The organism is Drouetiella sp. (genome assembly GCF_059504425.1).
In genome coordinates this window covers 1-12,447 of the sequence record NZ_JCACIN010000076.1, presented here as the reverse complement: position 1 = coordinate 12,447, position 12,447 = coordinate 1, and the positions used below count along the sequence as shown (strand labels likewise).

Sequence of the window (12,447 nt, the reverse complement as noted above, 5' to 3'; positions counted from 1 at the left end):
TTGATTGAAATAGGAGAAGCACAATGATACTGCTAGATAAAGTGGCGTTAGTCACCGGAGGCACATCGGGAATTGGTCGAGCAACGGCGATCGCCTATGCCCAACAACAAGCCAAGGTGGTGGTGGTGGGTCGCCGAATGGATGAAGGTGAAGAAACGGTTCGGTTGATCAAGGAAGCTGGCGGAGAGGCTGTTTTTGTGCAAGCAGATGTCACGAAAGAAGCTGATGTTGAAGCAATGGTTGATAAAGCGGTTGACGTTTTTGGTCGGTTAGATATTGCTTTTAACAATGCAGGAACTGTCGGCGAAAACCCTTCACTGATTGAGCAAACAGAAGCGGAATACGATCGCACGATGAACGTCAATGTCAAAGGCGTCTGGTTGTCGATGAAATATGAAATCGCTCAGATGTTGAAACAGGGGAATGGTTCAATCGTCAATATGGCATCTGCGGTTGGAATCGTTGCATTTCCTATTCAACCCCTCTACGCCGCGAGTAAACATGCGGTAGTCGGCTTAACAAAAGCTGCTGCGCTCCAATATGCCAAAGCGGGGATTCGCGTTAATGCCGTTGCACCAGCAGCAATCGAAACAGATATGCTTGAAGCCGCTACAGGTGGGCAGGATGAAGCCAAAGCTTACATAACAGGACTTCACCCGATCGGACGAATTGGCACACCGCTTGAAGTTGCAAATGCAGTTTTGTTTTTATCATCTGACCTGGCATCGTTCACAACAGGTGCAACATTGCTGGTAGATGGTGGGTTTGTAGCGCAGTAGGCGAACGACAGTGCGAAATGTTGCGACCAAGTGGCGATCGACCTGCATCATCCGCTCGATCACTCTCCGTGCCGTTGGTTTCTCATGGGCGTACCGATAATACGCCGTGTTTGATTGAGCAGTAATACATCTAAATGAGTCCATCATGACGACAACACTTGCAGGCAAAGTTGCACTGGTAACGGGTGGTTCTCGCGGTTTAGGAGCGGCGATCGTAGGGTATGCGAAAGGTGTCCAGCGCGATCTTGGTCCGCGCAACATCACTGTGTGCAGCCAGGTATCATGCCGACGGACATGGCAACAGCCGCAGCCGACAAATTGCCGGAAGCAGCGGAAGCGATCATGGATCTTCACGCCATCCGCCGGATCGCAACCTTGGAGGAGGTAGCGGCGACCGTTTGCTTCCTCGAAAGTTCAGACGCTGGCTACATCAGCGGCAATGTAGTGGATGTGTCCGGCGGATTCCAAATCTGAGCGTCGAAGTTTAGTCCGAAGCAGATCAAAACTTTTACACGCGCAATCAAAGGAAAAAAGATGAAAATACGCTATGGGTTTCGACAGGTCGGCGATGTCGAAGTGTTTTACCGCGAGGCGGGGGCAAGCGATGCGCCAGTGATACTGCTGTTGCACGGCTTTCCGACCGCCAGCCACATGTTCCGCGACCTGATCCCTCTGCTTGCCGATCGCTTTCGGCTCGTCGCGCCGGATCTACCTGGTTTCGGACAGACCAAGGCACCGCCACGCGGGACGTTTGACTACAGGTTCGACCGCCTTGCCAACGTGATTGAGGGCTTCGTCGATGCTTTGTCGCTCGATCGATACGTACTCTACATCTTCGACTACGGTGCGCCAGTAGGTCTGCGTCTGGCGATGCGCCATCCTGAACGGATATCTGCGATCGTCTCGCAGAACGGCAACGCCTACCTTGAGGGTTTCAGTGACGAATGGGGAGCGTGGGAGTCCTATTGGCGCGAGCCGAGCGCAGCGAACCGGGAAGCCTGCCGACCCTCACTCGCACCGGACACAATCCGGAGCTGGCAGTATGGGACCGGAGCCGATCCAACCCTTCTGTCGCCCGACGGCTACGAACTCGACATCGCCTATATGGGGCGGCCAGACGCGGAGGAGATCCAGCTCGATCTGATCCTCGACTACCGCAGTAACGTCGCGCTCTATCCAGCCTTCCAGTCCTACTTTCGCGAGCACCGTCCGCCGCTTCTCGCCGTGTGGGGTCGTCATGATCCGGCGTTTCTGCCCGCTGGTGCTGCCGCCTATCAGCGAGATCTCCCAGATGCAAAGATTCACCTACTCGACGCCGGACATTTCGCGCTGGAGACTCATGCAGAGGAGGTAGCAACGTTGATCCGAGCGTTCCTCGACAGAACGCTCGGATCAACGTTGCGTCTTGAAGGTGATTGCACAAGACTGAGTACCGCGCTGGCTACCGAAGCAGAATTAAAGCCATCTTAGAAGAGGCAACCGCGGCGATCGCTGAAAGCAACAATGGAGGCTTCTTGTTGTCCTGAAACGATGGTACGCAATGTGATGCTTGCCCTATCCTGAAGATTGCTGAACACAGCATTGTTAAGACGGTGCTCGATCGCTGCATAACAATTGTGATGCAACAGACAAAAACACATTATCAATTTACAACGGAGAGACCTCTCATGCCTTACATTACTGTTGGTCAAGAAAATTCTGCAACCATCGATCTCTACTACGAAGATCTTGGGACAGGGCAACCGATTGTTCTGATTCATGGATTTCCATTGAACGGACATTCCTGGGAGAAGCAGGTTTTAGTTCTACTGAATGCAGGATATCGAGTAATTACCTACGATCGCCGAGGATTCGGTGCTTCCAGCCAACCCTCGTTTGGTTATGAGTACGATACCTTTGCCGCAGATTTGAACGTGCTGATGACCAAGCTTGACTTGCAAAATACCGTGCTGGTCGGTTTCTCAATGGGAACAGGTGAAGTCACACGTTATCTTGGCAAATACGGCTCAGAGCGGGTGCAGAAAGCCGTGCTGATGGCTCCTGTTCCACCGTTTCTGTTAAAGACGGACGACAATCCAGAGGGTGTTGATCAAAGCATTTTCGATGGCATTATGAAAGCGATCGTTGAAGACCGTCCAGCTTATTTCTCTGCATTTTTCAAAGCGTTCTTCAATGTTGATGTATTGCTGGGTAAGCGGATTAGCAATGAAGCAATTCAGGCAAGTTGGAATGTAGCAGTAGGGGCTTCTGCTAAAGGGACTTTGGACTGTGTACCCTCCTGGCTGACTGATTTTCGTGATGATCTACCCCGCATTGATGTGCCAACCCTGATCATTCATGGAGACAGTGATCGCATTTTGCCGCTTGAGTCCACCGCAGCAAGACTCCCAAAGCTGATTAAAAACAGTCAACTTGTTGTCATTCCTGATGGTCCGCACGCCATCAACTGGACTCACGCTAATCAGGTCAATCCCGTGTTACTAGACTTTCTTCAGGGGTGATTATCGATCGAGTCCTTTATCGCTAAAAGGGTTCTAATATGTTTTCTAGACTGATGATAGCGGTTGCAACCACAGTGCTAATGATTGTGACCTCTTGTAGCTTTCCAACGATAGCACCAGGCAAAAGTGCGATCGCTCAAGTGCCAGGTGTCTATCCATTCAAGTTAGGTGATTTCAAAATTACAGCCCTGAGCGACGGCACACTCCCCCAGGATTTATAGCGCTACGCGCTTAGATCCAATGAGTTATTTTTTGAGAGCCGCGCGGAGCGCGGCTCTCAAAAAATAACTTGTCCTAACTAAATTACGTAGGGCTATACATACGCTGCTGTCGAATACGAACCCAATAGAAACCGATCGCCTGCTTCAGAAAAACTTTCTGAATAATCCTGTCGAGACATCAATTAATGCTTTCCTGATCGACACGGGAGATCAACAAGTACTCGTGGACACAGGAGCCGGAACCTTTTTTGGTTCAAAACTGGGTGGCGAGCTTCAAACATCGTTAAAAGCAGCAGGCTACACACCTAACGAAATTGATGCAATTCTTCTGACTCATATTCATACCGATCATAGTGGGGGGCTGGTCGAACAGGGGAAACGGGTGTTTCCTGCCGCCACGCTCTATGTCGGTAAGCCAGATGTCGATTTCTGGTTTGATCGAGCGAATGCCACACGATTCAACGTTGCTGAAAAGTACTTTGACGAAGCCGCGAAAACTGTCAAACCTTATTTAGATGCAGACAAGGTGAAATCGTTTTCTGGCAAGACAGCCCTGCTACCGGGAATCACCGCGCATCCCACACCCGGACACACTCCTACACACTCCTGGTCATAGCTGCTATGTGGCGGCAAGCAAGGGTGAGAGCATCGAGTTTTGGGGCGATATTGTTCACTTTGCTTCGGTGCAATTTCCCAAGCCAGAAATTACAGTTGCTTATGATGTCGATGCCAATGCTGCTGCGGCACAACGCAAAAAACAGTTTGCGAGAGCGGAAGCATCCCGGATTTTGGTAGCAGGCGCACATTTGCCCTTTCCCGGCGTTGGACACCTTCGGGCAGCAGATCAAGGTTATGCCTGGGTGCCAGAGGATTACCGCTGGCGTGAACCCTAAAGGATTCATAGCAATCGTTTTAGCAACTTGATGATAGTTGCGATCGCACCACAACTATTCGAGCAAACTTCAAGCTATTGAGCAAAACTTCATGAATGACTACTCTACTACTCTAGAAACACAGTTCAATACGATGAGAACACAAATCTCTAGCAGCCTTGAAAAAGCACAAGATTAGAGAGATGCACTCAAACGTACAAACTCTCGCTACATCACAAGCAATATCATTCCCAACGCCCTAGACACACTCCCAGCAGGCATGGCGGGAACGATCGGCAATGCTCAAAATTGGAAAATTACCTGTCTGTTTGCAGCGGTCTGTTAGGCAGGGGTGACAGCAAGCCAGTAGGGTGGGCACTGCCCACAAAACCTTACTGTGAAAGGTTTTACAAAATCGTGGGCGATGCTCACCCTATGACTATAAAGGAGAAAAGGCAATGAGGTTGAGACGTTTGGGTTGGGCTGGGGTCGAAATCGAATGTGACGGTGAAACCCTTGTTATCGATTACGTGCAGGACAAATCACCGATGGCACCTCTGCTGCGTAGCTCTGAGGTGCCGTTTCCAGCAGCATCGAATCGTGGAAATGCTACTGCCGCACTTCTCACGCATCTCCACGCTGATCATGCGGATCCTGATGCTCTGGCAGACATTCTTCGCGAGGGTGCTCCAGTTTTCCGCCCTGAGCCTGCCACTGGTGACAAGGACGATCTCAAAATGACTTCGATCGCAGAATCGAAGTTTACTCGCAACAAACTTGCGGTCGAGATTGTAGGGATCTGGGAAGAGCGTCAAGTCGGGCCTTTTCAAATGTTCTCGGCCCCTGCTGTCGATGGCTTTGGAGATCCACAGTATAGCTGGATTGTTGAATGCGGCGGACGGCGGATCATTCACGCTGGCGATACACTATTCCATGGCTTCTGGTGGAGAATTGCGCACAGATTCAGGCACTTCAACGTCGCATTTTTGCCAATCAACGCCCCGATATGCGACTTGCCTCATCTTCAACCGCCGAGTCCATTGGAAGCGACACTGACTCCAGAGGAAGCGGCGATTGCAGCCCACATCATTCATGCAGAAGCAGTCGTACCAATCCATTACGCATCATTGAATAAAGCGGGAGCCTATGTTGAGACACCGCATCCCGTCGAGCGTCTTCAAAGCAAATCGCGGGAGTTCCAAATCCGAGCAACAACACAGGAACCGGGCACATGGTTTGAATTGGATTGATGGTCGCTACAAGTCAAGGATGAAACCAGCAGCGCAGCGTCAATAAACTGCAAAAGTCAGGATGTGTTCGTGCAAAACAAAGTGTCCGGCGAGTCATAACCAAGACCGATCCTGAACCGATCAGTCACTAAATCTAAGGCGGTCATCACCATGCCTCAAGTTCCCCCTCACCACCAGCGAAAGTTAAAAAAGACCCTCGCTGCGCCCTCGATTCTTCCAGAATACAACAAAGTCTCCCGTCCGGGCTGGCTTGAGATCGTTGTCGGTCTTGTTATCTACGCGATCGTTGCGTTCGTCGGTGTCTCGCAGCTTAAGCGACTTGGTCTTGACCCCGCAGTCTACGGTCTGATCTTGACTTCGTGGACGGGTGTCGCCACGCTAATGGCGTTCACGGTGGCTGTGCGGCTGCGGCTTCGTTCCCTAAGCGCCTTTGGTGTGCGCCGCACCTCTGTTCGCTGGCTCCTAATCGGGGTTGGAGTCGGAGTGGTTGCCTTCGTGCTCAAGAGTTTTGCGATCTTGGCATGGATCAAGGTCACCGGGGACACGAACAATGTCCAGGATGTTTACGGAGATGGCGCTCGCGGCGGGGTACTCTCTCTGGTTTTAACGACATTTTTCATCGCCGTCTTCTCACCCCTTGGCGAGGAACTACTCTATCGCGGCATCGTCACCAACGCGCTGCTGCGCTACGGTCCGTTCGTTGGGGTCGTGGGCAGCACTGTGATCTTCGCTCTCATGCATGGGATCAACAACATCTTCCCCGCTGCCGTGGTGGCGGGTCTCGCTACCGCCGAGGTCTTTCGTCGCAGTGGATCGATCTGGCCCGGTCTCGTCGTCCACGTCGTCTTCAACCTGCCCTCGTTTCTGCTCATGGTGTTGTTCACCAGCACGGGCTGACCTGGCACCGCCTCAAGTCAATCAGATCTTGCAAGCTGTCTAGCAATGCGAGATGGAGTCAAACGTACTACATGAGGAACACCATGAATAAGCCCAAGTTCTTTATCACCCCTGGTTATGGGGAATACATGCTGAATAACTTGCATTACTCGCAAGCAGTAAAAATTGGCGATCGCGTGGAGACATCCGGTCAAGGGGGTTGGAATGACAATCTGCAAATTCCCGAAACGCTTGCGGACGAGATCGCTCAAGCGTTTCGGAACATAGAGCGAACCTTGGCAACTGCCGGGGCGGGCTGGGAGCATGTTGTCCATGTCAATTCTTACCATGTTGGTGGGTTGCCCCCAGAAGTTAACGAAGTGATGGTCAGGCTATTTCGCCATTACATGCCCAACCATGCCCCAATCTGGACACAGGTAGGAGTCGCGGCTCTTGGACTTCCAACGATGCGGATTGAAATCCGCGTTACTGCAATTGTTCCATGAGTTTCGCATCAGTGGCAGCAGAGACGGCTCCGTTAAAATATCCACTTAAACAAAGGAGAAATTTGGATGTCAAACAACAACAAAGCCATCTTAGAAGCGGCAAACGCAGCGATCGCTGAAGGTAACTACGAAGGATTCTTGTCGTTCTGCACCGACGACACGGAATGGACATTTGTCGGCGACAAAACCCTGAAAGGAAAAGCAGCTGTGCGCCAATGGATGGCAACGGAGTATGTGGAACCGCCTTTGAATATCGTTACGAACTTGATCGCTGAGGGGGATTTCGTCACGGCACTCGGCGACATCACAATCAAGGATGAAGACGGGAAGGCGGCTCATTACTCGTACTGCGATGTCTGGTGCTTTCGCGGCGGCAAGATGGTCGAATTAAAGGCTTTTGTGATCAAAACCAAGGTCAAGGATGACAGCAACGCGGCATAAAAGGAATCGATTACCATGAAAAAAATTTCTCATCACTTGCGAGAACTAAACTTGAAAAAGGTGATTAAATCCGATCGGTTGCGGTCAGACCTTCCTTTTAGGCGATGGCGATCGCTCTGGCTCACCTCCAGCATCCTCGTCACAGTCATAGCCACTGTCGGCATCGTCACTGCGGCTTTCCAGTTCGGACTCCCCTGGTGGATGCAGGAAGGAGACCACAATCATCTGTACGAAAGCGATGGCGGTTCTCTACGTTACCAGGTTCACCTTCCGCCTCAGTTTGATGGCACGACTCAACTGCCAGTAATAATGGCGATTCACGGCTGCGGCATGACGGGTTATGGTTGGAACTCGATGAAGTCTACGACGCAGTTCAACCGCTTGGCTGACCACGAAGGCTTCATCGTCGTCTACCCAACGCAACGGATGTTTCGCAACCTGATCAATTGCTGGAACTCGACTGACCCACGGGAGCAGCACCGCTACAGCGGAGAACCTGCGCTTCTCGCTGGCATTGCCCGTCAGGTGGTCGAGGAGTACAACGCAGACCCAGCCCAAGTGCATGTCGCGGGTGCCTCGTCGGGTGCAGGTGCCGCCGTTATTCTCGCTGTGACCTACCCCGATGTTTTCGCAACGGTGACATCGGTTGCGGGGGGTGAGTATGGGTTGAACCAGGTGAACCCAGACGACCCCAACTCCACACCACCGGACTACACTGCACGTCAGGCGTGGTCACAGATGGGCGATCGGGCGCGGCAGGTGCCGCTGCTCGTCATCCAAGGTGAGGAGGATGCCGTCGTTCCGCCCCTCGTCGCCACTCGTCTGGTTGCTCACTGGACTGCGGTAGCTGACTTCGTTGATGACGGTCTGCTCAACGACAGCCTGAACCTAGTCGAAGAGACGACAACGGTGCCTTCAGAACAAGGCAGGCATTCGTACACAACACCACCATCACTGCGCCGGAGGGTATGTCTCTCGTCGAGTCGTACTTCGTCCAGGATATGGAGCACGTCTGGCCAGGGCCTGCCGGAGAAGGCATTTATATCGATCACGCTGGTCCCGATGCCAATGCCATTATCTGGGATTTCGTCAAGCGCCACCCGAAGTCATAGTCAATTGGGGCAACGTTTTGAAAGAAGTTTACCCTATCTAAAGTTCCTTCTAACAACCTATGTGATCGCAAACCACCTACGCACGACTTAGGATCAACGGTTCCTGTTGAGAGGACTCATTTACAGTCCCATTAAAACATCAATCTGCCACTATCGAGCAATCCTACGTCAGTCGTTCGATCGATTTTTAATAACGACTGGAGAACAGTAAAGTGATTCAAAAGATACCGATGCGCCGCGCAACTCTTTTCGCGATCGCGCTACTCTTTACCACCCATTTCGCCTCCGCTTGCTCGGAGTCTACAACAATGATGCCTACTACAATTAACTATCCTGAAACCAAGCGAGTCGAAGTTGTCGAGGAACATTTCGGACAGGCGATCGCCGACCCCTATCGCTGGCTAGAAAATGATGTCCGCAACGACAACGATATCGCCGCCTGGGTCGAAGCCCAGAACAAAGTCACCCATGCTCATTTCAATACGCTGCCAGGTCGAGATATCTTCAGGGATCGACTGAAGCAGTTGTACAACTATGAGCGGTTCTCTATTCCGATCAAAAAGGGTGGGCGGTATTTCTACTTCCATAATTCCGGACTTCAGAACCAACAAGTTCTCTATGTCCGTGACAGCGTGGATAGCGCAGGGCGTGTGTTGATCGATCCCAACAGTTGGGCAGAGGACGGGGCGACTGCCCTTGCCGAATGGTCGGTATCTGACGACGGTAAGCGCGTGGCTTATGCAGTGCAGGATGGCGGTACCGACTGGCGCACGATTCGGGTACTGGACGTGAACACGGGCAAGGTACTCGACGATCAGGTCAAATGGGCGAGATTCACCAGCATCGCATGGACGAAGGACGGATCTGGCTTTTTCTACGCCCGTTACCCGGAGCCGAAGCAGGGCAACGAATCTCAGGCGGGCGTAGCCAACCATGCCGTCTATTTTCATGCGATCAGCACCCCCCAGGCGCAAGATCGGCTGGTCTATACAAACCCGGATCAGCCGAACATGCTGCATACCTTGAGCATCACCGAAGACGGGCGTTATCTCGCGATTGCTTCTACGCCCATTTCAGCAACCAACACCCTGACCGTGGTGGATCTCCAGAGCGCCGATTGGAAACCCCGCAAGCTGGTCGATAATCTCGATCATCAATGGGGTGTCGTCGGCAATGTGGGGACGAAGTTCTTCCTCATGACTAGCCAGGATGCACCGCGCTTCAAGGTCGTGGCGATGGACATCGCCGCTGCTGACCCAGTGATCAGGGATGTGGTGCCGGAGCAGGATTCGGTTCTGCTCAATCCGTCGCTGGTCGCTGGACGGTTGCTGATCTCCTATCTGGCTGACGTGAAGACGGAAATTCGACGCTACAAGCTGGATGGCAAGGCTGATGGGGTAGTGAAGCTGCCCGGTATCGGCACCGCTGGCGGTTTTAAGGGCAACCAGGACGACCCAGAAACCTTCTTCGTCTTCACCAGCTTTAACGCTCCCGACGTGATCTATCGGTATGATGTCGCCAGCAACACGGCACAGGTGTGGGCACAACCCAAGGTGGCGATCGATCTCAGCCAGATCGCAGTCGAACAGCGTTTCTATACGTCAAAGGATGGCACCCGTGTCCCGATGTTTATCGTCCGACGCAAGGATGTGACCCGTTCGGCACCAACCCTGCTCTATGCCTATGGGGGATTTGGAATCCCCATACTTCCCGCTTTCTCGCCGGAGCATTTGGGATGGGTCGAACAGGGCGGAGTGTACGCTGTTGCTAACATTCGCGGCGGCTCCGAATATGGCAAGGCATGGCACGAAGCGGGTCGTCGTCAGAACAAGCAGAATGTTTTCGACGATTTCATTGCGGCAGGTGAGTATCTCAAGGCGCAGGGCTTCACGCCCCAAAATGGCTTGGCAATTCAGGGCGGATCGAATGGCGGACTGCTGATCGGCGCAGTGGTCAATCAGCGACCGGATTTGTTCGCCGCTGCGCTGCCCCAGGTTGGTGTCATGGATATGCTCCAATTCGACCAGTTCACGAGCGGGAAAACATGGGTAGACGAGTTTGGGTCCCCGGCACAGGAAGCGGATTTCCGCAACCTCTTGAGCTATTCGCCCTATCACAACATCGAGTCTGGCAAGGTATATCCCGCGATCCTTGCCACCACTGCCGACACAGACGATCGCGTGGTGCCAGGGCACACCTTCAAATATGTCGCCGCGCTCCAAGCAGCAGAGATTGGTGACAAGCCCCATCTTGCCCGCATTGAGACACGCGCGGGACATGGAGCAGGCAAGCCCACCGACAAGATCATTGAGGAAACGGCGGATATGTGGGCTTTTGCGGCTCATTGGACGGGTCTGAAGGTGAAGTAGGCGAAATCGAATCACGATGGTTCCTTGAAGTGAGGGTTAACTCTACAGTCCTCCTCCAGAGCCGCGCGATAGAAGGCTTCGACTTGCTGGCGATTCTCAGCCGTAAATGCCAAGTGAAGATGCGCGACTCTTCCCAACTTTTGGTGCTCTTGAAATCCTTCTCCAGAAGGTTTATTACTCTACAGGTACTGCCTGTGAAGTAAGGATAAAGCGTTTGCTCAGCAGGTCTAAATTGGCACGTCCAGATAGAGTCGAGGGAGGCTATTATGCCTCGCCCCTCTCTGTTAGATCTGGACGTGCGCCTTTCGGTGCATCCAGCTCCCGACGTTCTTACAGCGGTTTTCAAATGAATAAGCCACAGTGAGCGAACCAACCCAGGGCATCATCATCGGAAAAAGACTCATTGATAATCTGGGTTAACGCTTGATCAAGTGCTTCTTTGGTTCGAGCTTTAGCCGATCGCAGAAGCTGCTTGAGTTTTGACCAACATAATTCAATGGGTGAAAGGTCGGGGGAGTAAGGAGGCAAGAACACAACTTTTGCTCCGACTGCTGCGATTGCCTCTTGAATGACCGCAGCATGATGAAAGGGTAAGTTATCCATGACAATAATGGATCCGACCCATAATTGAGAAATCAGAATCTCTTGGATATAGAACAAGAACACGTTGGTGTTGACACTGCCAACGATACTCAGGGTGGCAATTAATCCATCGATACTCATGCCCCCATAGAGCTTCGCTCCGCCAAGGGCGTACAACGAGATGTTCTGCCCCCATTGCCAGGAGCCTCACTGTCATACAAGCGCTCACCAATGGGGCGCGACCATACAAGCGAGTGAGGGATAGATGGATGCCTATTTCATCAATGAATACCAAGTTGCGGGGGTCGATGGTGAAACTCCACAGGCGATAAGCAAACCGCAGATCCTTGAACCGTTGTGTCTCTTGTTGAGCCGCAATCAGTGTTTTTTTGACGCTGAGCTTGAGTTTGCACACCGCTTGTTGCATCGTTGATAGGCTCACCTCTATCCCAGTTTGTCCAGCAAAGCGTTCACACAACTCTTTGAGGTAAAGCATCCGGTTGAGCCGTGACTAAGGCTTCGACGATGAGCAACTGCTCTTTTCCCAACTTGGCAACGGCTCCCCCAGGCAGCTTAGGCTGCACTGTACCTGTTTGACGATGGTGTCGTCTCAGATCTCTGATGAAAGACAAGCTCACCTTAAAGCGTTCTGCCAGTTGCCGTTGTGAGCCTTCTTTGGCTTCATATGCAGCGATAATTCGTTGTCATAAATCAATAGATAAGGGAGCAGGCATCAGTAGCTATTTTCTATCTGGCTGGAATGACTTAGCCTACCAAATTGTGGCTTACTCATTCAACAACCGTTGTAAGTCTTTGATCCTCTCCCACTGGTCATCTCGCAGCGCGTATCGTCGTGTCATCATTCCTGCTCTACGGGCTTCTTCCTTAGTGGTGCAGAAAAGTCTTGAGAGACTGACTGGGCAGGGGTTTAGAGAAAA

General features: G+C 52.1%; 15 protein-coding genes and 2 pseudogenes. 14 read left to right on the top strand and 3 right to left on the bottom strand.

From position 1 onward, the window contains the following. The first annotated feature begins 23 nt into the window (after positions 1-23). The 12 genes and pseudogenes from AC5JMP_RS17935 to AC5JMP_RS17880 all read left to right on the top strand — a co-directional run bounded on the left by AC5JMP_RS17935 (position 24) and on the right by AC5JMP_RS17880 (position 10,927). Positions 24-779, top strand: a complete 756-nt coding sequence (locus AC5JMP_RS17935) for an SDR family oxidoreductase (RefSeq protein ID WP_495852853.1) — start codon at positions 24-26, stop codon at positions 777-779. 196 nt (positions 780-975) lie between these two features. Continuing rightward, a pseudogene (locus AC5JMP_RS17930) lies at positions 976-1,253 on the top strand (SDR family oxidoreductase); the annotation flags it as partial. Positions 1,254-1,313: 60 nt separating this feature from the next. Next, a complete protein-coding gene (locus AC5JMP_RS17925; protein WP_495852852.1) occupies positions 1,314-2,249 on the top strand; it encodes an alpha/beta fold hydrolase in 936 nt (311 codons plus the stop codon). Positions 2,250-2,446: 197 nt separating this feature from the next. Next, entirely contained in the window at positions 2,447-3,280 is an 834-nt protein-coding gene (locus AC5JMP_RS17920) for an alpha/beta fold hydrolase (protein ID WP_495852851.1), read from the top strand. A 444-nt stretch (positions 3,281-3,724) separates the two neighbouring features. Beyond that, a complete protein-coding gene (locus AC5JMP_RS17915) occupies positions 3,725-4,117 on the top strand; it encodes an MBL fold metallo-hydrolase (RefSeq protein WP_495852850.1) in 393 nt (130 codons plus the stop codon). A gap of 7 nt (positions 4,118-4,124) precedes the next feature. Continuing rightward, complete coding sequence (locus AC5JMP_RS17910) at positions 4,125-4,394, top strand: hypothetical protein (protein ID WP_495852849.1); 270 nt, start codon at positions 4,125-4,127, stop codon at positions 4,392-4,394. Between the two features lie 437 nt (positions 4,395-4,831). Further along, positions 4,832-5,623 carry an MBL fold metallo-hydrolase gene (locus AC5JMP_RS17905; RefSeq protein ID WP_495852848.1) on the top strand — a complete coding sequence of 264 codons (792 nt, stop codon included), beginning with the start codon at positions 4,832-4,834 and terminating at the stop codon, positions 5,621-5,623. A 150-nt stretch (positions 5,624-5,773) separates the two neighbouring features. Further along, positions 5,774-6,520, top strand: a complete 747-nt coding sequence (locus AC5JMP_RS17900; protein ID WP_495852847.1) for a CPBP family intramembrane glutamic endopeptidase — start codon at positions 5,774-5,776, stop codon at positions 6,518-6,520. Between the two features lie 83 nt (positions 6,521-6,603). Next, complete coding sequence (locus AC5JMP_RS17895) at positions 6,604-7,005, top strand: RidA family protein (protein ID WP_495852846.1); 402 nt, start codon at positions 6,604-6,606, stop codon at positions 7,003-7,005. 66 nt (positions 7,006-7,071) lie between these two features. Then, entirely contained in the window at positions 7,072-7,446 is a 375-nt protein-coding gene (locus AC5JMP_RS17890) for a nuclear transport factor 2 family protein (protein WP_495852845.1), read from the top strand. Between the two features lie 15 nt (positions 7,447-7,461). After that, on the top strand, positions 7,462-8,649 hold the full coding sequence (locus tag AC5JMP_RS17885) for an extracellular catalytic domain type 1 short-chain-length polyhydroxyalkanoate depolymerase (protein WP_495852844.1): 1,188 nt from the start codon (positions 7,462-7,464) through the stop codon (positions 8,647-8,649). Positions 8,650-8,788: 139 nt separating this feature from the next. Beyond that, positions 8,789-10,927, top strand: coding sequence for a prolyl oligopeptidase family serine peptidase (locus tag AC5JMP_RS17880; RefSeq protein ID WP_495852870.1), 2,139 nt, complete (start codon positions 8,789-8,791; stop codon positions 10,925-10,927). Between the two features lie 26 nt (positions 10,928-10,953). Here AC5JMP_RS17880 and AC5JMP_RS17875 read toward each other — a convergent pair. Beyond that, a pseudogene (locus AC5JMP_RS17875) lies at positions 10,954-11,073 on the bottom strand (VOC family protein); the annotation flags it as partial. Positions 11,074-11,269: 196 nt separating this feature from the next. Continuing rightward, positions 11,270-11,686 (bottom strand): transposase, encoded by a 417-nt coding sequence (locus AC5JMP_RS17870; protein ID WP_495852843.1) that lies wholly within the window; start codon positions 11,684-11,686, stop codon positions 11,270-11,272. 88 nt (positions 11,687-11,774) lie between these two features. Between AC5JMP_RS17870 and AC5JMP_RS17865 the strand changes: the two genes are divergently transcribed. After that, positions 11,775-11,942: a hypothetical protein gene (locus tag AC5JMP_RS17865; RefSeq protein ID WP_495852842.1), complete on the top strand. Its 168-nt coding sequence runs from the start codon at positions 11,775-11,777 to the stop codon at positions 11,940-11,942. Between the two features lie 37 nt (positions 11,943-11,979). Here the strand turns inward: AC5JMP_RS17865 and AC5JMP_RS17860 are convergent, their stop codons facing one another. Next, entirely contained in the window at positions 11,980-12,141 is a 162-nt protein-coding gene (locus tag AC5JMP_RS17860) for a hypothetical protein (RefSeq protein WP_495850480.1), read from the bottom strand. Here AC5JMP_RS17860 and AC5JMP_RS17855 point away from each other — a divergent pair. Then, positions 12,131-12,447: hypothetical protein (locus AC5JMP_RS17855; protein ID WP_495852841.1), on the top strand; the 317-nt coding region annotated here is incomplete at its 3' end. The two genes, AC5JMP_RS17860 and AC5JMP_RS17855, sit on opposite strands and share 11 nt — an antisense overlap.